Genomic DNA, 25,053 nt, shown 5'->3' with positions numbered 1-25,053 from the left:
TTTCAGGCCAAGTTGACGCTCTCGCCGCAGCGGGAAACGCGCCGTCCCGTCGACAGGGGACGCGGTTCAGGTTAGCTTTACCTAAGTTCTGTCCCGGGTGCCCCCTGCCCTTCCCCGCCGCGTACCCGGCCCTCTGCGTATCCCGCTCTCGCACACGCCTGACCGGCGATTGACCGAGCTCCAACCCGCACGATGGGAGTGACATGTCTCAGCCCCTTCCCGACGACGCACCACCGATCCACGACATCATCGGGATCGGCTTCGGGCCGTCCAATGTGGCCATGGCCCTGGCACTCGGCGAGCACAACGCCGGCGTCGGCAGGCAGGGGGCGGTCACCGCCCACTTCTTCGAGCGGCAGCCGTGTTTCGGCTGGCACCGCGGGATGCTGATCGACGACGCGACCATGCAGGTCTCGTTCCTGAAGGACCTGGTCACCCTGCGCAATCCGGCCAGCGAGTACAGCTTCCTGTGCTACCTCCAGAGCAAGGGCCGGCTGATCGACTTCGTCAACCACAAGAACCTCTTCCCGCTGCGGGTCGAGTTCCACGACTACTTCGAGTGGGCGGCGGCCAAGGTCGACGACATGGTCTCGTACGGGCACGAGGTCGTCGCCGTCACGCCCGTCGTGCGCGACGGCGTCGTCGAGTACGTCGACGTCACCGCCCGCGCCGGCGGGGAGACGGTCGTCCACCGGGCGCGCAACCTGGTGATCGGCACCGGACTGCGGCCCCAGATGCCCGACGGCGTCGAACGCACCGAGCGGATCTGGCACACCAGCGACCTGCTCTCCCGCGTCGACACCCTCGACGGCACCGCCCCCAGCCGGTTCGTCGTCGTCGGAGCCGGGCAGAGCGCGGCGGAGAACGTCGCCTACCTGCACCGCCGCTTCCCCGAGGCGGAGGTGTGCGCGGTCTTCTCCCGCTACGGCTACAGCCCGGCCGACGACAGCAGCTTCGCCAACCGGATCTTCGACCCCGCGGCCGTCGACGAGTACTACACGGCTCCCGCCGACATCAAGCGCAAGCTGATGGACTATCACGGCAACACCAACTACGCCGTGGTCGACATCGACCTGATCCAGGACCTCTACCGGGAGTCGTACCGGGAGAAGGTGCTGGGCGCGGAACGCCTGCGCTTCCTCAACGTCTCCCGGCTCACCGACGTCGTCGAGGCGCCGGACGGGGTCCGCACCATGGTCGAGTCCCTCGTCACCGGCGAGAAGACCCCGCTCGACGCGGACGTCGTCGTCTACGCCACCGGCTACCGGCCCGCCGACGCCCTCGGCCTGCTCGGCGACGTCGCCGGCCTCTGCCGCCGCGACCCCGAGGGACGCCCGCTCGTCGCACGCGACTACCGGGTCGTCACCTCGCCGGGCACCCGCTGCGGCATCTACCTCCAGGGCGGCACCGAACACACCCACGGCATCACCTCGTCGCTGCTGTCGAACACCGCGATCCGGGTCGGCGAGATCCTCCAGTCCATCATCGACCGCGGCCCGGGCCCCGGGACGGCCGGCGCCGAGCCCCAGCGGCTCGCCGACGAGATCGGCACGCCCGGGTAGCGGCCGCGTACGCCGGCCCGCGCGCCGGAGCCGACCCCCGAGGCGGGCATCCGGCGGCCGGGGCGGACCGGCATCGCATCCCGACGCCGTACCCGGCCGGGGGCCTCCCGCGCCGCCGGCCGGCGTGCAGGCCCGCGGGCACAGCACGGGCGGGCGCCGCGGGGCCGCGTCCGGGCGTGTCCCGGGAGCCGTGACCGGGCACGACGGGCGAACCGGGCCGGTCGGGCCGGTGGCCGGTTTCGACCGGGTTCCGGACGGGCCGGTCCGCGGTCCGGCGCAGCCCGGCGCACGGTCCGGCACAGGGCGTCGCGGCAGCCGTCCTCCGGCCGGGACGGTCCGGCAGGGGCCGTGACCGGCACCCGCTGCCCCGCCCGCAGATTCCTCGCGCGGGCGGCCCGCTCCGGTACGCACCGACGACCTGCTCCGCGCGTCCCGGCGGCCGACCGACCGCGCCGCCCCCGCGCGGCGCACCCGGAACGGACCGCCGCCCCGGGCGCCCCTGCGCCGCCACGCACGTCCCCAGCACCCCACGCGAAAGGGCCAGTCGAACGATGCTTCACGCCGAGCCTGACCGGACGGCAGCCGCGGGCACGCCTCTCACCGGCGGACAGCACGGGATGTGGCTGGCCCAGCTCATCGAGCCGGACAGCGCGGCGCTCAACGTGGCCTTCACCCTCGAACTGCGCGGCGAGGTCGACCTCGACCGCCTGGCCGGCGCCGTCCGCCGGGCCGTGGAGGAGGCCGAGTGCCTGCACGTCCGCATCGGGGCGGCGGCCGACGGCACCCCGCGCCAGTGGCCCGCCCCCGTCCCGGTGCCCGTCCCCGTCGTCGACCTGCGGCACGCGCCCGATCCGGCGGACGCCGCACGCGCCTGGACGGAGGCCGAACGCGGCCGCCCCGTGGACCTCGCGCGGGACCCCCTCCACGCCCACGCGCTGCTCCGCGTCGGCGACGACCGTGTCCTGTGGTACCAGCGCTACCACCACATCGCCGTCGACGGCGTCACCGTCGCCCTCGTCAACCGCCGGGCGGGCGAGCTCTACTCGGGTGCCGGCCGGCCCGGCACCGACACCGCCTCCCTCCCGTCCCTCGGCCGGCTCGTGGACGCCGAACGCGCCTACCGGGCATCGGCGCAGCACACGGCCGACCGCGCCTACTGGCACGGCCGGCTGGCCGGCCGCGCCGAACCCGTGCGCCTCGTCGAACGCGGCCCGGGTCTCGTCGGCCGGAGGCTGCGGCGCACCACCGAACTGTCCGCCGCGCACACCGCACGCCTGCGGGCCGCCGCCGACGCCTGCGGCGTACGCGTCTCCCGGCTGCTCGTCGCCGCCGTCGCCGCCTACCTCCACCGGGTCAGCGGCGCCCACGACCTCGTGCTGGGCCTGCCGGTGACCACCCGCCGCGACCCGGAGAGCGCCGGTGTGCCCGGCATGGTGTCCAACATCGTGCCCCTGCGTCTGACCATGAGCGGCGGCACCACCGGGAGCGGGCTGGCCGCACAGGTGCGCGACCGGATCGCCGAGGCGCTCGCCCACAGCCGGTACCGTGCCGAGGACCTCGCCAGGGAACTCGGTCTGGCCGAGGGCGTGGCCGAACTCGTGGGCCCCACCGTCAACATCCTGCCCGGCACCGGCCGGCTGCCGTTCGGCACCGCCGGGGGAGACCTGCGCTGCGAGTGGACCGGACCCGTCAGCGACCTCGCGATCACCGTCGGCGAGAGCGCGCACGGCACCCTGCGCATCGACCTCGACGCCGACGCCGCCATGTGCGACGAACAGACCCTCGCCCGCCACCAGCACTGCTTCGGCCTGCTCCTCGACGCCCTCGCCGACGACCCGGACGCCCCGCTCGGACGGATCGACCTCACCACGGACGGCGAACGCGCCCTGCTGCTGGACACCTTCGGGACCGCACCCCGCGACGTGCCGGAACTGTCCTGGCCGGACGCCTTCGAGGCACAGGTCCGCCGCTCTCCCGACGCGGTCGCCCTGGTCTGCGAGGAAACCGAACTGACCTACGCCGCGCTGGACGCGGAGGCCAACCGGCTGGCCCGGCTGCTGCGCGCCACCGGCGTACGGGACGAGGACGTCGTCGCCGTCGCGCTGCCGCGCTCACCCGGGCTGATCGTGGCACTGCTCGCCGTGATGAAGGCCGGGGCCGCCTACCTTCCCCTGGACGCCGACCACCCCGCCGACCGGATCGCCCACATGCTCGCCGACTCCGGCGCGCGGACCGTGGTCACCGACCGGGAGACGGCCGCCGGCCTCCCCGCGGCGCCCGGTGCGCGGCACGTCGTCACCGACGCCCCGGAGACCGCCGCCGCCCTCGCCGCGACGGCCCACGCCCCGCTCGGCCTCTCCGTCCCCCTCGGCCGCGCCGCGTACGTCATCTACACCTCCGGCTCCACCGGACGGCCCAAGGGCGTGGTGGTGCCGCACGACGGCGTCGGCAGCCTGATCGCCACGGCCACCGACCGGCTCGGGGTCGAAAACGGCAGCCGCGTCCTGCAGTTCGCCTCCGCCGGCTTCGACGTCACCGTCTGGGACCTGATCATGTCGCTGTGCGTCGGCGGCCGACTCGTCCTTGTCCCCGCCGCGCGACGCGTCGCCGGACCCGCCCTCACCACGTACATCGCACGGCACCGCGCCACCCACATGATCCTGCCGCCCTCGCTCGTCTCCGCGCTCCCGCCCGAGTGCGAACTGCCCGCGGGCGCGGTGCTGGTCGTCGGCACCGAGGCCGTGCCGGCCGAGCTGATCGCCCGCTGGGCGGGACGGCTGCGCATCGTGGTCGCGTACGGACTCACCGAGGCGAGCGTCAACTCCACCCTCTGGGCCGCCGAACCCGGGCGGCCCGGCCCGGCGCCGATCGGCCGGCCCGACCCCAACACCCGTTGCCGGGTGCTCGACTCCGCCCTGCGGCCCGTGCCGGCGGGCGTCGAAGGCGAGCTCTACGTCGCCGGGCGCGGCCTCGCCCGCGGCTACCTGGGCCGGCCCGGCCTGACCGCGGAGCGCTTCGTCGCCGACCCCTACGGGGGGCCGGGAGAGCGCATGTACCGGACGGGCGACCGGGTCCGATGGGGAGCCGACGGCAATCTGGACTTCCTCGGCAGGGCCGACGGCCAGATCAAGATCCGCGGCCACCGCGTCGAACCGGGCGAGATCGAGAGCGTGTTCATGGCCTGCCCGGGCATCGTCCAGGCCGCCGTACTGGTCCGCGAGGACCACCGGGGGGTGCGGCGGCTGGTGGCCTACGTCGTCCCCGGGGACGACGGCGCCGGACGCGGCGAGGCGGCCGTCGCCGCCGCCCGGACGGCGGCGGCCCGGAGCCTGCCCGACGCGATGGTCCCGTCGGCCGTGGTCCGTCTCGACGGCCCGCTGCCGCTGACCCCGAACGGCAAACTCGACACCCGGGCGCTGCCCGAGCCCCGGTGGACGGCGCAGGGCGGCTCCGCCGCACCCACGACGCCCGCCGAGACCGTGCTCGCCGCACTGTTCGCCGACGTCCTCGGGCTGGAGACGGCCGGCGTCCACGACAGCTTCTTCGAGCTGGGCGGCGACAGCATCGTCGCGATCCAGCTGGTCATCAGGGCGCGGGACGCGGGGCTCACGATCAGCCCCCGCGACATCTTCCGCCACCGCACGGTCGCCGCACTGGCGACCGTCGCGACAGCGACCCCCACCGCGGCCGCGGCCGTGCCGGGCGGGGCGGGCTCCGCGGAGGGGAGCGGCGCGGGCGTCTCCGCGCCTTCCGCCGCCCCCGGTACCGCCGAGGGGGCCGGTGGGGCGGCCGCCCCGGCCCGTGCGGACGGTGACGCCGCCGCCGCGGCCCCGGGTGCCCGCACGCCCGCGGCCGCGCCTGTTGCGGGTTCCGGTGTGTCCGGTCCCGCCGCCGGGGACGGGGGCGCTGATGGGGCGGGCGCTCGCACGCCCGCGGCCCCGGCCGCCCCCGCCTGTGCGGACGGTGATGCCGCCGGCGCGTACCCGGGTGCCCGCACGCCCGCGGCCCCACCCGCTGCGAGCCCCGCCCCCGCCCCGGGCGCGTCCGCGCCCCCCGCCCCCGTCCCCGGCGCCTTCGCGCTGGTGCCGCTCACGCCCCCGGAGCGGGACGTGATCGGGGACGGGCTGGGGGAGTTGTACGACGTCGTCCCGGCCACCCCGCTCCAGGAGGGTTTCGCCTTCCACGCCGCCATGGACGAGGGGGGCGCGGACGGCTACACCGTGCAGAACGTCCTCGAACTCGCCGGGGACGTCGACGCCGAGGCGCTGCGGACCGCCGCGGCCCGTCTGCTCGACCGCCATCCGCTGCTCCGCGCCTGCTTCCGCCGCGATCCGGCCGGGCGCACCGTCCAGGTCGTCCCCGTCCGCGTGGACCTGCCCTGGAGCGTCCACGACCTGTCGGACGGCGGTGGGCGCGAGCGGGCGGACGCCGAGGCGATGGCCGGGGAGATCGCCGAGGCCGAGCGGGCGGCCGCCTTCGACCTCGCCGCCCCGCCGCTGCTGCGCGCCGCGCTCGTACGGCTGTCGGCGGACCGCTCGCTGCTCGTGCTGACCCTGCACCACATCGTCGCCGACGGCTGGTCCCTCGCCCTGCTCCTGCGCGAACTCCTGGCCGGCTACCGGCCAGGAGAGACCGCCGCCCCGGCCGCCCCGGACACCGCCTACCGTGCGTACGGCGCCTGGCTCGCCGGCCGCGACCGCGACGCGGCACGCGGCGCCTGGGCCGCCGCACTGGCCGGGTACGACCCCGCCGCCGGCCGGCTCCCGGTGCGGCCCGACGGGGGCGAGGAGCGGGGCGCGTACACCGTCACCCTCGGCGCCGCGGCCACCGCCGCGCTCACGGGGCGCCTGCGCTCGCTCGGACTGACCCTCGCCACCGCGGTGCAGGGCGGCTTCGCCCTGCTCGTCTCGGACCTCACCGGCCGCCACGACGCGGTCGTCGGCATCACCGTCTCCGGACGGCAGGCGCCCGTGGACGGCGTCGGCACGCTCGTCGGCCTGGTCGCCAACACCGTCCCGGCGCGCCTGACCTGGCGTCCCGAGCAACCGCTCGCCGAGGTGCTCGCGCGTTTCCAGGACCAGCAGGCCGATCTGCTGGAGCACCAGCACCTGGGCCTCGCCGACATCCAGCGGGCCGCCGACCGGGGCGAGTTGTTCGAGGCGTTCGCCGTGGTGGAGAACCAGCCCGGCGCGGGAGAGCCGTCCGACCCCCGGGGCGCGGTCCGCGTCACCGGATCGCGGGTCCGCGACGCCGTCCACTACCCGCTCGCCCTCACCGCGGTGCCCGGCGCACGCCTGTCGTGCACCGTCGAGCACGACCCCGGACGGCTGGACGCGCCGGCCGCCCGGCGCCTCGCCGGCCGGCTGTCCACCCTCCTGGAGCAGCTGACCGCCGACCCGGACGTGCCCGCAGGCCGGCTCGCGCTCCGGGGCGCCGCCGGGCCGGCAGCCGTCCCCGGCCTGCTCGCGGGCCGCGTCCGCCCGGTGCCGACGGAGACCCTGCACGACGCGTTCGCCGCGCAGGCACGCCGCACCCCGGACGCCACCGCCGTCGTCGACGGCGGCGCGCGCACCTCGTACGCCGCACTCCGGGCGCGGGCCGAGTCGCTCGCCCGGGTGCTCGCCGAGCGCGGCGCCGGACCCGGAAGCGTCGTCGCCGTCGCCGTTCCCCGCTCGGCGGCGGCCGTGGCCGCCCTGCTCGCCGTCGCCGGGACGGGCGCCGCCTTCCTCCCGCTCGACGACGGCCACCCCGCCGGCCGGCTCCGGAGGATGCTCGCCGACTCGGGGGCCCGTACCGTCGTCGCCACCGAGGACTCCCTCGCCCGGCTGCCGCACGCCGACGGTGTCACCCCGGTGCTGCTCGGACGGGACGAGATACCGGCCCGCCCCGCCGAACCCGCGCCGCCGCCGGCGCCCGTCGACGCCGGCACCGCCGCGTACCTCATGTACACCTCGGGGTCCACCGGCAGCCCCAAGGGCGTGACCGTGACCCACCGGGCCCTGATCTCCCAACTGCGCTGGACCGCGGAGCACTTCGGCTTCGGACCCGGGGACCGGACGCTGCACCAGTACGGGGCCGGCTTCGACCCCGCGCTGCAGGAGGTGTTCGTACCGCTGCTCACCGGCGGCACCGTCGTCGTCGCCGAACCGGGCGGGCAGCGCGACCCCGGCTACCTCGCCGGACTGATCCGCGACGAGCAGGTCACCACCGTCGACCTGGTGCCCTCGCTGTACACGGCGCTCCTCGCCGAGGACGTGCCGGGCGAGCCCTGGTGGCCGAGCCTGCGCCGGGCCTTCAGCGGCGGTGAGGCGCTGCCGGCGGAGCTCGCCCGCCGCTGGCACGACCGCACCTCGGTGCCGCTGTTCAACGTCTACGGACCCACCGAGACCGTCATCCAGGTGACCTCCGCCCGGGCGGACCCCGCCGCCCCCGGCCGGGGCACGGTCCCCGTGGGGCGTCCGGCGGACAACACCCGGCTCTACGTCCTCGACCGCCACCTCCGCCCGGTCGACCCTGGCGAGGCCGGCGAACTCCACATCGCGGGCGCCCAGCTCGCCCAGGGCTACCACGGTCTCGCCGCCCTGACCGCGAGCCGCTTCGTCGCCGACCCGTTCGGCGGCCCGGGGGAGCGGATGTACCGCACAGGCGACCTCGTCCGGCACGACGAGGACGGCGTGCTGACCTACCTCGGCCGCACCGACCAGCAGATCAAGATCAGGGGGAACCGGGTGGAACCGGGTGAGATCGAGGCACGGCTGCGCGAGCAGCCGACGGTCGCCGACGCCGTCGTCGTGGCCCGCGACGACGACCGCGGCACACGGCAGCTGGTCGGCTACGTCGTCCCCGCGCCCGGCGCGGCGCCCGACCCCGGCACCCTGCGGGACGCGCTCGCCGCCGCCCTGCCCGCGCCCATGGTCCCCGCACACGTCGTGCTGCTGGACGCGCTGCCGCTCACCCCCGCCGGGAAGACCGACCTCGCCGCGCTCCCCGCCCCGGCGGCACGTCGTGCCGTCGCCGCGCCGCGCGCCGCCGCCGGAGGCGCCGTACAGCGGCTCCGGGCCGCCTTCGCCGAGGTGCTGGGCATCGACGCGGTCGGGCCGGACGAGGACTTCTTCATGCTCGGCGGCGACAGCATCATGGCCATGACCCTGGCGGGCCGGGCCCGCGCGGCCGGACTGCCGATCGGCCCCCGCGACGTGTTCGCCCACCGCACGCCCGCCGCCCTGGCCGCGGCCCTCGGCGACACCGCGGACACCCCGGTCACCGCCCCGCCCGCCGGGGACGACGACGGCGTCGGAGACGTACCGCTGCTGCCGATCGTCCACCGGCTCCGCGAGGACGGGGGCCCGATCGGCCGCTTCAACCTATCGATGCTCCTCCAGACTCCCGCCGCCGCCACCGCCGGCACCCTCGCCGCCGTCCTCCAGGCCGTGCTCGACCACCACGACGGCCTCCGCCTCGTCCTCGCCCGCATGGACCTCGGACCCGGGGTCCCCGCTGTCTGGTCCGCGCACACCCGGCCCGCCGGGAGCGTCGACGCCGCCGCTCTGCTGCGCCGGGCCGACGTGCGCGGCCTCGGCGACGCGGCGCTGCGCGCCCTGGTCGCCGAGGAGTCGGACGCGGCGGCCGGACGGCTCGACCCGGACGCCGGGACCGTCCTCCAGGCCGTGTGGTGCGACGCGGGCCCGGAGCCCGGGCGGCTGGTGCTCGTCGTCCACCACCTGGTCGTCGACGGCGTGTCCTGGCGGGTGCTGCTGGAGGACCTCGCCACCGCCTGGGCGGCTGTCGCCGCCGGCCGCCGCCCCGGACTCCCGCCGGTGCCCACCTCGCTGCGACGGCACGCCCGGGAGGTCGCCGAGGCGGCGACCTCCCCCCGCCGCCAGGCCGAACTCCCGCACTGGGCCGCCACCCTGGCACCCGGCGCCGACCTGGTGACGGGCGCCGCCCGCACCGGCACCGCGGGCTCCTGCCGCGAGTTCGGCGTCGCCCTGCCCGCCGCCACGACCCGCGCCCTGCTCACCGCGGTCCCGACCGCGACCGGGGCCGACGTCACCGAGGTGCTGCTGACCGCCCTGCGCCTCGCGGTGTCCCGCCGGCGCCCCGGCGCGGACGGGGACCTGCTCGTCGACGTCGAGCGCCACGGCCGCGACGGCACGGACGCCGACCTGACCCGCACCGTGGGCTGGCTGACCGGGCTGCATCCGGTGCGCCTGCCCGCCGCCCCCGACCCGCTCGCCGCGCTCGACGGCGTCCGGGAGGCGGTCCGTTCGGCACCGGACGCGGGCGCCGGCTACGGCATGCTCCGCCACCTCAACCCGCAGCTGGCCCCGGTCTTCGCCCGCCTGTCCGAAGCACAGGTGCTGTTCCACTACTTCGGCCGGCTCGAGGCGGGCACCGGCCGCGACTGGTCGCCCGCGCCCGAGGCGGACGCGCTGTCCGTGGAACCGGACCCGGGACTGGCCGCCCCGTACGTCCTCCAGCTGAACGCCCTGTGCGCCGACACCCCCGAGGGGCCGGTGCTCCGCGCGACCTGGACCTGGACGGCGGACGGCCCCCTCGCCGAGGACGAGGTGCGGCTCCTCGCCGACGGCTGGACCGCCGCCCTCGGCGAACTCGTCGCGCACACCGAGGGCACCGGCCGTGCCGCGCCCGCCGCGTCCGCCGCGTCCGCCGTGTCCGGCACGCCGGCCGCCGCCGGGGCCGGGGACGCCCGCACGGCCGCCGCGCCCGGCGCCGCCCCGGTCCGCGACACCGCGCTGAGCGGACTCGAAGCGCAGGACGTCGCGGCCGTCGTCGGGCGGAGCCCCTTCCCGGTGACCGCCGTCTGGCCGCTCTCACCGCTCCAGGAGGGCATCCACTTCCACGCCAGCTACGACACCGCGGCGCTGGACGTCTACACCGCGCTGGACACCTTCGACTTCGGCCACCGCCTCGACGCCGGCCGGCTGCGCGCCGCGGTCGCCGCGCTGCTGCGCCGCCACGCCGGGCTGCGCACCGGCATCACGGCCGACGGGCTGCCCCGCCCGGTGCAGTTCGTGTGCGCCGCGGACTCCGTGCCCGTACCGCTGACCGAGGTGGACCTGACCGGTCTCGACGAGGCCGCGCGCCGGGAGCGGCTCGCCGGGCTCGCCGCCGCCGCGCGCGTGGAGCGGTTCGACCTCACCGCGCCCCCGCTGTTCCGCCTCACCCTGTTCCGGCTGACCCCGGACACCGACCGGCTGATGCTCCGCCACCACCTGGTGGCCTGGGACGGCTGGTCCCAGTCGCTGTTCCTGGGCGAGCTGCTGGAGCTGTACGCGGCCGGCGGCGACGACTCGGGACTGCCGGAGCCCGGCAGCTACCGCGGCTATCTGGACTGGCTGTCGGAGCGCGACCCCGACTCCGCGCGCCGTGCGTGGCGCGCGGCGCTGGCCGGCCTCGCCGAACCCACCCTGGTGGCGCGCGACCCGGGGGGCGATCCCACGATCCCGCGCCGGTGCGCGACCACGCTGCCCGCCGGACTCGGCGACCGGCTGCGCGCCCGCGCACGCGACATCGGCGTGACGGCCGACGCCGCGCTGTCCGCCGCCTGGGCCCTCGTGCTCTCCGCGACCGTGGGCCGCGGCGACGTCGTCTTCGGCATCACCGTCGCCGGCCGGCCGTACGAGGTCCCCGGCGTGGACACGGCCATCGGCATGTTCCTCAACACCGTCCCCCGGCGGATCGCCCTCGACCCCGCGGAGACGGTCGGCGCACTGCTGCGCCGTCTGCACGACGAGCGGGCGGCGCTGATGGACCACGAGTACCTGGGCCTCGCCGAACTCCAGCGCGCCGGCGGCCACCCCGCCCTCTTCGACACCCTGTACGTGCTCCAGAACTTCGCCGACGAGGATGCCTTCCGCGACCTGACGGAGCGTCACGGCATCACCGGCGTCGGCAGCGTGGACGCCACCCACTACCCGATGACCCTGATCGTCGACCCCTCCGGCCCCGTCGGGGTCAAACTGGAGTACCGGCCCGACCTGGTCTCCGACGATACGGCCCGTGCCACGCTCGAGAGGTTCACGGCCCTGGTGGACCGGCTGACCGCGGACCCGTGGGCCCGCGTCGGCGCACTGGACCTGCTGCTGCCGGGCGAACGCCGCGAACTCGCCGCCGGGTGGCGCGCCGGACGCGCCGGCGTCCCCGACGAGACCGTCGCCGACATGCTCGCCGCCCAGGCCGCCCGCACCCCCGGGGACACCGCACTCGTCTTCGGCACGCAGACCCTCACCTACGCCGGGCTGGACTCCCGGATCAACCGCCTCGCCCGGCTGCTGCTCGCCCGGGGCGCGGGACCCGAGACGGCGGTCGCCCTCGCCCTGCCGCGCTCCGTCGAGACCGTGGTGGCCCTGTTCGCCGTGCTGCGGACGGGCGCCGCGTACCTGCCGCTCGACCTGGACCACCCCGCGGACCGGCTGCGTCTGATGATCGAGGACACCGGGCCGCTGTGCCTGCTCACCACGACGGCCGTCGCGCCGGGCCTGCGGGGCGACGGCGGTCCGCTCGCCGAGGAGGTCCCGCTCGACGACGCCCGGGTCGCCGGGGCACTGGCCGCGCTGCCGGACGGCCCCCTCGCCGACGCGGAGCGGCCCGCGTTCGCCGCCGGAGTGCCGGACCGGCTGGAGCACCCCGCGTACATCATCTACACCTCCGGTTCGACCGGCAGGCCCAAGGGCGTGGTCACGCCCTACCGGGGCCTGACCAACATGCAGCTCAACCACCAGCGGGAGATCTTCGATCCCGCCATCGCCTCGGCCGGAGGCCGGCGGCTGCGGATCGCCCACACGGTGTCGTTCGCCTTCGACATGTCGTGGGAGGAGCTGCTCTGGCTCGTCGAGGGCCACGAGGTGCACGTCTGCGACGAGGAACTGCGCCGCGACGCCGCGGCCCTGGTGGCCTACTGCGACCGCCACCGGGTGGACGTCGTCAACGTCACCCCCACCTACGCGCAGCTGCTGATCGAGGAGGGGCTCCTCGACCGGGACGCGGAGGCCGCTGACGGTGAGGCGGCCGGCGGTGAGGCGGCGGACGGTGAGGCCGCGGACGCGAGCGCCGCCGGCCCCGCAACCGCCCCGCCCCGCGCCCACCGGCCCGCACTGGTCCTGCTCGGCGGCGAGGCCGTCACCGACGGCGTGTGGACCGCGCTCCGCGACACCCCCGGCACCTACGGCTACAACCTCTACGGCCCGACCGAGTACACGATCAACACCCTCGGCGGGTCCACCGCGGACAGCGCGGCGCCCACGGTCGGCGTCCCCATCCGCGGCACCCGCGCGTACATCCTCGACCCGATGCTCCGGCCGGTCCCCGCCGGCTGCCCCGGGGAGCTGTACATCGCCGGCACCGGTCTCGCCCGCGGCTACCACGACCGCCCGGGTCTGACCGCGGAACGCTTCGTCGCGGACCTGTTCGGGGAGCCCGGCGAGCGGATGTACCGCACCGGGGACCTGGTCCGCCGCAGGCCGGACGGGCAGACCGACTTCCTCGGCCGCACCGACGACCAGGTCAAGATCCGCGGCTACCGCGTCGAACCCGCCGAGATCTCCGCAGCCGTCGCCGCCCACCCCGGCGTCGCGCACGCCGCCGTCGTCGTGGACACCACGGCGGACACCCGCCGGCTCGTCGGTTACGTCGTCCCCGAGGACCCCGCCGCCGACCCCGCCCCGCTCCTCGACGCCCTGCGCGCCCACCTGAAGGCGGCGCTGCCCGACTACATGGTCCCCGCCGCGCTCGTCCCGGCCCCCACCCTGCCGCTCACCGTCAACGGCAAACTCGACGTCGGCGCCCTGCCCGCCCCCGAGTTCGCGCCCGCCGGCGCCGTCCGCGCCCCGCGCACACCGCGCGAGGAGGTCCTGTGCGCGCTCTTCGCCGACGTGCTCTCCCTGCCCGAGGGCAGCGTGGGCGCCGACGCCGGCTTCTTCGACCTCGGCGGGCACTCCCTGCTCGCCACCCGCCTGATCGGCCGCGCCCGCACCCTGCTCGGCGCCGACCTCTCGATCCGGGACCTGTTCGAGGCCCCCACACCGGCCGCCCTCGCCCTGCGGGTCTCCCCGGGGGACACGGACCGCCCGGCCCTGCGCCCCGAGCCGCGCCCCGCCGAACTCCCGCTCTCCCACGCCCAGCAGCGCCTGTGGGTCGTGCAGCAGATCGAACGCACCTCCGCCGCCTACAACTTCCCCCTCGTCATGAGGCTGCGCGGTCCGCTGGACACGGACGCCCTCACCCGCGCCCTCGCCGACGTCACCGACCGCCACGAGGCACTGCGCACCGTCTTCGCCGAACGCGAGGGCCTGGTGCACCAGCGGGTGCTGCCCCCGGCCGAGGCGCGGCCCGTCCTCGACCGCGTGCGCGCCACCGGACACGGCCACGGAGCCGGCTCAGGTCCTGACACCGGTACCGGCCCCGACAGCGGCACCGCCCCCGGTACCGGCCCCGACAGCGGCACCGCCCCTGGTACCGGCACCGGTCTCGACGCCCTCGTGGACGCCGCGGTCGGCAGGCCCTTCGACCTCCGGGCCGAACTGCCCCTGCGCGCCACCCTCGTGGAGGTCTCGCCCGACGACCACGTGCTGATCCTCCTGCTGCACCACATCACCACCGACGAGTGGTCCGACCGCCCCTTCCTGCGCGACCTCGCCACCGCCTACGCCGCCCGCCGCTCCGGCGAGGCCCCCGGCTTCCGGCCGCTGCCCGTGCAGTACGCCGACTACGCGCTGTGGCAGCGGCGTCTGCTCGGCGACCCGGCCGACCCTTCGAGCCGGGCCGCCCGGCAGCTGGCGTACTGGCGCACCGCCCTCGACGGCGCCCCCGAGGAGATCGAGCTGCCCACCGACCGGCCCCGGCCGGCCAGGCCCGCGTTCACCGGCGCCGAACTCGACGTGCGCTTCGGCACGGAGGTCCACCGGGCCCTGAGGAGGCTGGCCCGGGAGAACGGCGCCAGCATGTTCATGGTGACCCATGCCCTGGCCGCCGCCCTGCTGCACCGGCTCGGAGCCGGCACCGACATCCCGCTCGGCGCACCGATCGCCGGGCGCGGCGACGAGGCCCTCGACGACCTGGTCGGCTTCTTCGTGAACACCCTGGTACTGCGCACCGACCTCTCCGGCGACCCCTCCTTCACCGGTCTGCTGACCCGCGTCCGCGACACCGACCTCGCGGCGTTCTCGCACGCCGACGTGCCGTTCGAGTCCGTCGTCGAAGCCCTCAACCCGGTGCGGTCCCTCGCCCGCAACCCGCTGTTCCAGGTGATGGTCGGCCACCACACCCGCGGCGGCGACCTGCCCGGCATGCCCGGACTCACGGTCGAGGACGTGCCGTTCCGCATCCGGTCCGCCAAGTTCGACCTCGTCCTCAGCTTCACCGAGCACACTCCGGACGCGGACGGACCGGGGTCGCTGAGCTGCCGGCTGGAGTACGCGACCGAGCTGTTCGACCGGGAGACCGCCGAGAGGATCGGCGACAGGCTGCTCCTGCTGGCCGCCGCGGTCGCCGCCGCACCCGACCGGCCGCTCTCCGGCGCCGGCATCCTCGCCCCGGGCGAACGCGACCTCGTGCTCACCGGGTTCAACGACACCGCACGCCCGGTGGACGACGCGTCGCTGCCCGCGCTCATCGCCCGGCAGACCGCGCAGCGCCCCGGCGCCGTGGCCGTCGCCGAGCGTTCCGGGCAGCTGGACTACGCGGAACTCGACGCCCGCTCCAACCGGATCGCCCGCCTGCTGGCCGGTCGCGGCGTGGGCGCCGAGGACATCGTGGGCGTGGCGGTCCCCCGTTCCGCCGACATGGTCGCGACCGTCGTCGCCGTCCTCAAACTCGGTGCCGCCTTCCTCCCGCTGGATCTGGTCCACCCGGCCGACCGGCTCGCCTACATGATCGAGGACAGCGGAGCGGCCCTCGTCGTCGCCACCGAACAGGTCGCCGGGAAGATCCCCGCCGTGCCGGGCACCCCCGTCGTCCTCCTGGACGCGCCCGCGACGGCGGCCGAACTCGGCTCCCTGCCGGCCGCGTCCCCCGGAACCCCGCCCCCCGGCCTCGACCAGGCCGCCTACGTCATCTACACCTCCGGCTCGACCGGCAGGCCCAAGGGCGTCGTCGTCTCCCACGACGGGATCGCCGGCCTCGTCGCCACCGCCGTCGACCGGATGGGGCTGCGCCGCGACAGCAGGGTGCTCCAGTTCGCCTCCGTCGGCTTCGACGTCTTCGTCTTCGAACTGGTCATGGCGCTCTGCCACGGCGGCACCCTCGTCCTCGTCCCGGACGAGGCGCGCGTCGCGGGGCCCGCGCTGACCGACTTCCTCGCCGCCCGGCGCATCACCCACATGATCCTGCCGCCCTCCCTCGTCTCCGCCCTGCCCCCGGGCTGCGACCTGCCCGCGGGATCGACCGTCCTGGTCGGCACGGAGACGGTGCCGCCGGACCTGTTCACCCGCTTCCCTGACGCCGACCTGATCTGCGCGTACGGGCTCACCGAGGCGACCGTCAACTCCACGCTCTGGAACGCCCGCGAGGCCGGCGCCCGGCCCGCCGGCCGCGTCCCCATCGGCCGCCCCGACCCCAACACCGTCTGCTACGTGCTGGACCGGACGCTGCAACCCGTCCCGCCCGGCGTCGTCGGCGAGCTCTACGTCGCCGGACGCGGCCTCGCCCGGGGCTACCTCGGCAGGCGCGCGCTGACCGCCGAACGCTTCGTCGCGGACCCCTACGGACCGCCCGGCACGCGGATGTACCGCACCGGGGACCGGGCCCGCTGGCGCGCGGACGGCAACCTCGACTTCGTGGGACGCGCGGACGACCAGGTGAAGATCCGCGGCTTCCGCGTCGAACTCGGCGAGATCGAGGCCGCGCTCGCCGCGCACCCGGCCGTCGCACAGGCCGCCGTCGTCCCCGAACGCGACGGCGACATCGTCCGCCTGGTCGCCTACACCGTCGCCGAGCCGCCGCCCGGAGACCTCCCGGCGACGGACTCCGGCTCCGGCGCGGGGCGGTCCGGCTCCGCGCACTCCCGCTCCGGCGCGGCGCACTCCGGCCCCGGCGCGGCGCACTCCGGCCCCGGCGACGAGCCGGGGCCCGGCGCCGCCGGCCGGCCCGCGGCCGACCCGCAGGCGCTGCGCGCCCACGCCGCGGGACTGCTGCCCGAGTACATGGTGCCCGCCCTGGTCGTCGCCCTGGACGGCCCGCTGCCGCTGACACCCAACGGCAAACTGGACCGCAAGGCCCTGCCCGCACCCGACTGGGCCTCCCTCACCGGGGCCGACCGCCCGGACACGCCGACGGAGCGCCGGCTCGCCGGCCTCTTCGGCGAGATCCTGCGGCTGCCGGACGTCGGCGTCCACGACAACTTCTTCGCCCTCGGCGGTCATTCGATGGCCGTGATGCGGCTCCTCGCCCGCATCCGCACCGAGTTCGGCGCCGAACTCGGCGTCCGGGACGTCTTCGACGCCCCGACCGTGTCCCGCATCGCCGCGGCGCTGGCATCGGCGGCCGCCGCCCGGCCGGCGCTGCGCCCGTCCGGCGCACGCGGCCCGGCGGACACCGCGCTGCCCGCCGCCCCGGCCCAGCGGTGGCAGTGGACGTCGCTGCGGCGCCATCGCGTCCACGACCACGCCCTCGCGCTGGGCGCGCCGCCCGGCGGTTTCGACGCCGAGGCGCTCGCCGAGGCGGTGGCGGACCTCGTCGCCCGCCACGAACCCCTGCGCACCGCCTTCACCCCCCATCCCTCCGGCGTGCCGCGGCAGCGCCCGGCCGCGCCCGGGGCACTGGTCCGCGAGAGCTGCCCCGACCCCGGCACGCGCCTTCGCGAACTCGCCGCCGCCGCACCGGACGCGTCCAAGGGCGCGCCGTTCGCCGCCACGCTGCTCACCGGGCCCGACGGCGCGCAGACCCTGCTGCTGACCGCGCACCACCTCGCGGTGGACGAGTGGTCGGTCGTGCCGCTCTTCCGCGACCTCACCACCGCCTACGCCGCGCGGGCCGCCGGCCGCGCGCCCGCCTGGGAACCCCTGCCGGTGACGTACTCCGACTACACGGTCTGGGCCGGTGGACTCCTCGGCGACCCCGCCGATCCCGGCAGCACGGCCGCCCGGCAGCTCGACTGGTGGCGCGGCACCCTGCGGGACGTGCCCGAACACATCGCGCTGCCGACCGGACCGGGCCGCCCCGAGGGCTCCGGAGAGCCGTACGCCTTCGTCCTCGACGAGGAGCTCCACGAGGCCGTCGACCGGCTCGCGCACGCCACCGGCACCAGCATGTTCATGGTCCTGCACGCCGCCCTGGCGGCGCTGCTCACCGCGCACGGCGCGGGCACCGACCTGCCGATCGGCACCATGGTCGCCGGACGGTCCGACGAACGGCTGGCCGACCTCGTCGGCTGCTTCGGCGGGACGGTGGTCCTGCGCACCGACACCGGCGGCGACCCCGCCTTCTCCCGGCTGCTGGAGCGGGTGCGCGAGACCACCCTCGGCGCCCTGGACCACCAGGACGTCCCCTTCGACGACGTCGTCCGCGCGGCCGGTCTGCCTCCGGGCGGGCCGCAGGTCGTGCTCATCCACCACGAGCAGGCCGACCTCGCCGAACTGGAGGGCGGCATGGGCACGTTCCACGTGGTCCCGACGGGGCCGCCCAGGACGGACCTCGTGCTGGGGTTCCACGAGCCGCGCGGCGCCGGCCCGGTGCACTGCGAACTCCACGGACCGGCGGACGCCCCGCGCCTCGCCGCCGGCCTCACGGCGCTGCTGCGGCACGCCGTGGACCACCCCCACCGACCCCTCTCCCAGCTGTCCCTCACCACACCCCCTCCGAGGAGCGACGACGCATGACCGCCACCAACCCGTTCGAGGACCCGCAGGGCCGCTTCCTCGTGCTCGTCAACGACGAGAACCAGCACTCGCTGTGGCCCGTGTTCGCCGAGATCCCGCCCGGCTGGCGCACCGTGTTCGGCGAGGACACCCGCGAGGCCTGCCTGTCCTACGTGGAGACCCACTGGACGGACCTGCGCCCGGCGAGCCTGGTCGCCCGCATGTCCTGAGGACGCGGGGGCGTGCCCCCGCGAGCCGCCCCCGCCCGGGTCCGTGCGTCCGCGGGACGACCCGCTGACGCACGGCGGGGAGGGTCACCCGGTGTGAACACCGCGCCCCGGGCGGGGCCGGGGGACCGGAACACGGGTAACGTCGCCCGGGTGATCGCCGATCCGTCCCGATCCGACGACGCCCGGGAGACGTTGATGACCGTCCTGCCGCTCCGCGACCCGCACGCCCCCACGACCCGGGGGGCGGCGGCATGAGCCCGGAGACCGTGGAACTCACCCCGGTGGCACGGGTGGTGGGCGGCCGCACCGAGGTGTTCGAGGACGCCTGGGGCGGCAGCGAGGCCGTGATCCGGCTGGACGAGGCGTTCCGGGAGCGGTCGCCGTTCCTCGGGCTGGAGGACTTCTCCCACCTCGAAGTCGTCTTCGTCTTCGACCGGATCGCGCCCGGCGCCGTGCGCACCGGCCCGATCCCGCCGCGCGGGCAGCCGGACGGAGCACCCGTCGGCGTCTTCGCGCACCGGGGCCCGTACCGGCCCAACCGGCTCGGCGTCTCCCGCTGCCGGCTGCTCGGCGTCGACGGGCTCGACCTCCACGTCGTGGGGCTGGACGCGCTCGCCGGGTCGCCGGTGCTCGACATCAAGCCCTACATGGCCGAGTTCGCCCCGTCCGAGCCCGTCGTCCAGCCCGCCTGGAGCACCCGCCTGATGAGCCGCTACTACTGACGCCGCAGCCGCCGGCCGCCCGCCGAGGCCCCCGCCGCGGCCTCCGCCGAGTGCCGCGAACCGCCCGTCGCCCCGCCCCGCGCCTCACGCCGGTCGCCCACCGCGCCGACCGCTCACCGCGCCGACCGCTCACCGCGCCGACCGCTCACGTCGCCGGGGACTCCGGGGACTCCGGGGTCCCGCGGCCCGCCGACCACGCCGCCCAGAGCGCCGCGTAACGCCCCCCGGCCGCGAGCAGTCCGGCGTGGGTGCCGCTCTCCACGACACGGCCCTCGTCGAGGACGACGATCCTGTCCGCGGCGGCCGCCTGCGGCAGCCGGTGGGCGACCAGCAGACCCGTACGCCCCTCCAGCGCGTTCTCCGCCGCACGTTCCAGCACCCGCGCTCCCGCGCTCCCGGCGTCGGCGGTCGCCTCGTCCAGAATGGCGACGGGGAGTCCGGCGAGGACGAGGCGGGCGAGGGCCAGCTGCTGCGCCTGGGTGACGGTGAGGCGGTGGCCGCCCTCGCCGACGACGGTGTCCACCCCCTGCGGCAGGGCCCCGGCCCACTCCAGCGCCCCGACCCGCTCCAGCGCCGCCCGCACCTCGGCGTCGGACGCCGAGGGCCGCGCGAGGCGGAGGTCGTCGGCGAGCGGCCCGGCGAAGACGTGGACCTCCTGGCTGATCATCGTCACGGCACGCCGCACCCCGGCCGGACCCAGCTCCCGCGTGTCGACACCGCCCAGCACGATCACTCCGCCGGACGGCTCGTGGACTCCCGCGATCAGCTTCGCCAGCGTCGTCTTGCCGGCCCCGCTCGCACCGACCAGGGCGACCCGCTCCCCGCTGCGCACGTCGAGATCGACCTCGTGCAGGACGGGATGCCCGGGGGCGTACGCGTGGCTGAGCGCGTCGACCTTGACGGAACCGTCGACCGGGACGGCCCGCCCGTCCGGCTCGCGTTCGGCGGGCAGCTGCGAGACGCCGACGAGCCGGGCGAGCGAGGCGCCCGCCGACTGCGCCTCGTCGATGAGGAAGAGCGCCGCGTTGAGGGGGTTGAACAGGCCGTGGAAGTACAGCGCGGCGGCCGTCGCCGTGCCGATGCTCACGGCGTCGTCGCGCACCAGCACGAAGCCGGTCGCGAGGACGGAGGCCAGGCCGACGAACTCGGCGGCGTTGAGCCGGGAGAAGAAGCCCGACACGAGGCGGCTGCCGCGCAGCGAGAGCCGGACGGCCGCCTCGGACCGTTCCCGCAGCAGGCCGGAGTGCGCGTCGCCCAGCCGGAACGCGCGGACGGTCCGCACACCGCCGATGCTGTCCAGCAGCTGGTGCTGGAGCGCTCCCGACGCCACCCGGTGCGCCGCGTACACGCGGGAGGCACGCGGCATGTACCAGCGCACGGTCAGCACGTGGACGGGCACCACGGGAAGCACGGCGAGCAGGAAGCGCCAGTCCAGGACGGCGAGTCCGGCCGTGGTCAGGACGATCGTGAGGAGCGCGCCGCTGAACTCCGGAAGGGCCTGGCGCACCGCCTTGGTCGTCACCGTCACGTCGCCGGTCACCCGTGAGGTCAGGTCCCCGGACCCCGCCTGCTCGACCCGGTCGAGCGGCAGGTGCAGCGCCCGCGCCACGAACTTCTCGCGCAGGCCCGCGAGGACCGTCTCGCCGAGCCGCGCCACGAGCGCGTTGCCGACCGCGGTCGCGAGGCCCCGGGCCACGGCGACGGCCAGCAGCAGGACCATCGGCAGCGTCAGCGCGGCGGTGCCCCGCTGCTCGACGACGAGGTCCACGACACGGCCGAGGAGGGGCGCGGTCAGCAGCCCGATCGCCGTGCCGGCGACGAGCACGGCCGCGGCCGCGGCGGCGAGCAGCCGGTGGCCGTGCAGCAGCGCGCCGAGCGCCGCGAGGGTCTCCCGGGCCGTCGCGGTGGGCAGCAGTGCGCGCTCCGGCGGACCGGCGGGCGGCGACTCGTCCGTCATCTGCTCTCCTTCGTCCGTCCCGTGGCCGAGACCGTGGCCGTGATCGTCCCGGCCCCGTCGGCGGTGCGCGGGGCGTCCGGACCCGGTGTCCGGTGCGGGGCGCAGGCACGGCCCGTCATGCCAGCACCGCCGACCGGTACGCCGCGTCGCCGGCCACGAGGTCGCCGTGGCTGCCCTCCGCTCGCACCGCACCCCCGTCGAGGACCACCACCCGGTCCGTGACGGCGAGCAGCGCGGGGCTCGTGGTCACCAGAACCGTGGTGCGCCCCCGGCGGAGTTCCCTCAGCCGGGCGGCGACGCGGGCCTCGGTGACCGCGTCCACGGCGGTCGTCGGGTCGTGCAGCACCAGCACCGGCGGATCGGCCGCGAGCGCCCTGGCCAGCGCCACCCGCTGGCGCTGGCCGCCGGAGAGGGACCGTCCCCGCTCGGTGAGCAGGGTCCGTCCGCCGTGCGGCAGCGTCCGCGCCACGTCGTCGGCGGCAGCGGCGGCGAGGGCGGGCCCGAGCGCCGCGTCGTCGAGGCCCGTGCCGGCCCGCACGTTGTCCAGCAGGCTGCTCTCGAACAGGTCGGCGTCGTGGTGCGCCACCAGGACGGTGCGTCGCACGGCGTCCGGGTCGAGCGCGGTCAGGGGATGTCCGTCGACGCCGATCTCCCCTTCGTCCGGGTCGGTCTCACGTCCCAGGCAGCGCAGCAGGTCGGCGGCCTCGGCCGGGTCGCGGGCGACCACCCCGAGCAGTTCGCCGGGAGCGGCATCGAGGTCCACACCCCGCAACGCGCCGTGGACGACGCCGCGCAGCGCGAGCCGTCCCGCGGCCGCCCCCTCGCCCGGCGCGTGCGCGTCCTCGCTCCCGGTGCCGGCGGCGGGGGCCGCCCCCGTGGTCACGGCCGGCGGCGAGGCCAGCACCTCGGCGATCCGGTCGGCGGAGGCGCGGCCCTGCGCGAACTCCCCGCTGACGTAGGTCAGGAGCTGGAACGGGCCCAGCAGGAACTGGGCGAGGCCCACGGCGGCGACCAGTTCACCCACACTGATCAGGTCGCGCATCGCCAGATGGGCGCCGACCAGGGCGATGGCGACGATGAACATGCCCGTCAGGACGAGGATCGCGCCGTCGTGCCAGGCACGGCTGACGGCGGCCCGCAGCGCGGCGGCCAGCGACGCGCGGCTGGTGCCCCGGTAGCGGGACACCGCGGCGGCCTCGGCCCCGATCCCCTTGAGGACCCGCAGCCCGGCGACGAGATCGGCCGCCACCCCGGAGGCGTGCGCGGCGCGTTCCTGCTCGACCTCGCTGCGGCGTTCCAGCGGCCTGCTGATCCGGTGTCCCGCCCACAGCAGCGGCGGCACACCGAGCAGGATCAGCAGCCCGAGGGGCACCGAGATCCGCAGCAGGGCGACGGCGCTGACGGCGAGCCCGGCCAGCGCGGCCGCCGCGTACGGGACGGCCGCCGCGACGGCGCCGACCCGTGCCGCGTCCCCGGTGGCCAGTGCGGTCAGCGCGCCGGGCAGCCGCCCGGTGTCGGCCCCGCCGCGCGGGTCGAGCACCCGGTCGCCCAGCTCGCCGCGCAGCCGGTGCGCCGCGTGCTCGCCCGCCGCGTCGGTGATCCTCGCGGAGGTCCGGTAGCAGGTGGAGAGGGCGAGGAACAGGACCCCGAGGACCAGCAGCCACCGCAGCAGCACGGGGGCGTCGCCGGTGGCCACGGCCTCGTCGATCACCAGGCCGATGACGACGGGCACCAGCACCTCGCACGCCTGGTGGCCCATGCCCAGCAGCGAGGCGGTCACGACGCGCCGTCGCTGTCCCGCGATCGCGGTGCGCAGGACGGCCCGTCCGGCACGTCCTTCTGCGGGCATGCGGCACCTCCACGGGAGCGTCGGTCGGTCGGCCGATGTTACTCCAACCGGGGGGCCGCGCAGGGCCGTCCGACGGGTCCGGCCGTCCTTCGGCCACCGGGGTACGCCGCCGTTGACCAGCGACGCAGGCTGCGCTTAGGCTCCCCTCACTAGCGGGTGCCGTCCCACCGCCGGAGAAGCCCTGTGGCGCTCTGAGAGGAGCCCCCGTGCTCGACACGAGGCTGACCAACGCCCGTTTCCTGACCATGGACCCGGACCGGCCCGTCGCCCGCGACCTCGGGATCTGGCGCGGACGGATCGTGGGCCTGGACGAGGCCGTCACCTCGCTGCCCGCGCGCGAGGTCGTCGACCTCCAGGGCGCCACCGTGCTGCCCGGATTCATCGACAGCCACGTCCACATGGCCTGGACCGGGCTGAAGGCGGCGACCGCCGACGTCGCGCCGTGCGAGCGCGCGGAGGACGTGCTCGCCGTCGTCGCCCGCGCGGCCGAGGGCCTGCCGCCCGACGCCTGGGTCGACGTCGCCGGCTACGACCAGCGGGCGCTCGGCCGCCATCTGACGGCAGCCGAACTCGACGCGGCCGCAGGCGGGCGCAAGGTGTTCCTGATGCACGACTCGGGCCACGCCTGCGTCGTCAGCAGCGCGGTGCTCGCCCTGCTGCCCGCGGACGTCCTGCCGTCCGAGGGCTTCCTCGCCGAGAGCGCCATGACCGCCGCCCGCCGGCTGCGGCTGCCGTACGCGCAGCAGGAGGTCGCCGACGCCGTCGAACGCGCGGCCCGCACCTGCCTCGCCGAGGGGGTGACCGCCGTCGCCGAGGCGGGTATCGGCGGAGGCCTGCTCGGGCACACCCCGGTCGAGCTGGGCGCGTACCAGCTCCTGCGCGACCAGGGACGGCTGCCGCTGCGCGTCCAGCTGATGGCGGCCGGAGACACCCTGCGCCCGGTCGCCGCGCACGAGGCCGACGGGATGACCCGTGCTCTCGGCCTCGGCCTGCGCACCGGGTTCGGCGACGACTGGCTCTCGGTCGGCGCGCTGAAGGTCTACACCGACGGCGGGATGATGGCCCGTACCGCCGCACTCACCGAGCCCTACGAAGGCACCACCCTGACCGGGGAGTTCGGGGACGACCCCGAGCGGATCGCGGAGACGGTCCTCGCCGGACACCTGGCCGGGTGGCAGCTCGCCGTCCACGCCATCGGCGACCGCGCGGTCGACCTCGCGCTCGACGCGCTGGAGCGCGCCCAGCGCGTCCGGCCCCGCCCCGGCGCACGCCACCGCATCGAACACGCCGGCCTGGTCCGGCCCGACCAGCTGCCCCGCTTCGCCGCCCTCGGCGTCGCCGCCGTGGTCCAGCCGGCCTTCCTGCACTCCTTCGGCGACGACTACTCCGCCGTCATGGGCCCCGTACGGGCCCCGTGGATGTACCGGGGGCGCGCCTTCCTCGACCACGGGATCACCCTGGTCAGCAGCTCCGACCGGCCGGTCACCGACGGAGCACCGCTGAGGGCCGTGCAGTTCATGGTCGAGCGGGCCTCCGCGTCCGGCCTTCCGGTCGGCCCCGACGAGGCGGTCACGGTCGAGGAGGCCCTGCGTGCCTGCACGGTCGCCGGCGCCTGGGCCTGCCACTGGGAGGACAGCGCGGGCAGCCTCACCCCCGGCAAACGCGCCGACCTCGTCGTCCTCGGCGACGACCCCCGGAGCGTCGACGTCTCGCGCATCGCCGCCGTCGAGGTGGTGGCCACCGTCGTGGACGGGGCGGTCGCGGCGGGCGCACTGGCCTGAGGGACGTCCGCCGGCACGCCGCTCGGCGGCGGCCCGCCCGGCCCCTGGGCGCGCGGTGCGCACGCGGTCGCGCTCCGCGCCGGGGAGGCCGTGCCTGCCCGGCCGGTGCGCCCCGCTCACGACGCCCCGCTCCGGACG

7 protein-coding genes are annotated in these 25,053 nt (G+C 76.5%); 5 read left to right on the top strand and 2 right to left on the bottom strand.

Going from position 1 to position 25,053, the window contains the following annotated elements:
• The first annotated feature begins 203 nt into the window (after window positions 1-203).
• The 4 genes from IAG43_RS01645 to IAG43_RS01630 all read left to right on the top strand — a co-directional run bounded on the left by IAG43_RS01645 (window position 204) and on the right by IAG43_RS01630 (window position 19,328).
• On the top strand, window positions 204-1,562 hold the full coding sequence (locus tag IAG43_RS01645) for a lysine N(6)-hydroxylase/L-ornithine N(5)-oxygenase family protein (RefSeq protein ID WP_187738959.1): 1,359 nt from the start codon (window positions 204-206) through the stop codon (window positions 1,560-1,562).
• Between the two features lie 551 nt (window positions 1,563-2,113).
• Window positions 2,114-18,397: a non-ribosomal peptide synthetase gene (locus IAG43_RS34315; protein WP_187738958.1), complete on the top strand. Its 16,284-nt coding sequence runs from the start codon at window positions 2,114-2,116 to the stop codon at window positions 18,395-18,397.
• Window positions 18,394-18,606: an MbtH family protein gene (locus tag IAG43_RS01635; RefSeq protein ID WP_187738957.1), complete on the top strand. Its 213-nt coding sequence runs from the start codon at window positions 18,394-18,396 to the stop codon at window positions 18,604-18,606. The genes IAG43_RS34315 and IAG43_RS01635 overlap by 4 nt, the downstream gene beginning before the upstream one ends.
• 251 nt (window positions 18,607-18,857) lie before the next feature.
• Entirely contained in the window at window positions 18,858-19,328 is a 471-nt protein-coding gene (locus tag IAG43_RS01630; RefSeq protein WP_187738956.1) for an SAM-dependent methyltransferase, read from the top strand.
• Between the two features lie 145 nt (window positions 19,329-19,473).
• Here IAG43_RS01630 and IAG43_RS01625 read toward each other — a convergent pair whose 3' ends face one another.
• Complete coding sequence (locus tag IAG43_RS01625) at window positions 19,474-21,285, bottom strand: ABC transporter ATP-binding protein (RefSeq protein ID WP_187738955.1); 1,812 nt, start codon at window positions 21,283-21,285, stop codon at window positions 19,474-19,476.
• A 115-nt stretch (window positions 21,286-21,400) separates the two neighbouring features.
• Window positions 21,401-23,134, bottom strand: a complete 1,734-nt coding sequence (locus IAG43_RS01620; protein WP_223005887.1) for an ABC transporter ATP-binding protein — start codon at window positions 23,132-23,134, stop codon at window positions 21,401-21,403.
• Between the two features lie 206 nt (window positions 23,135-23,340).
• Between IAG43_RS01620 and IAG43_RS01615 the strand changes: the two genes are divergently transcribed.
• Window positions 23,341-24,915 carry an amidohydrolase gene (locus IAG43_RS01615; protein WP_187738954.1) on the top strand — a complete coding sequence of 525 codons (1,575 nt, stop codon included), beginning with the start codon at window positions 23,341-23,343 and terminating at the stop codon, window positions 24,913-24,915.
• The last annotated feature ends 138 nt before the right edge of the window (window positions 24,916-25,053 follow it).

The organism is Streptomyces genisteinicus (genome assembly GCF_014489615.1).
GTDB lineage: Bacteria > Actinomycetota > Actinomycetes > Streptomycetales > Streptomycetaceae > Streptomyces > Streptomyces genisteinicus.
Note: the sequence above shows the minus strand (reverse complement) of the source record. Positions and strands in the feature narration are given on the sequence as shown.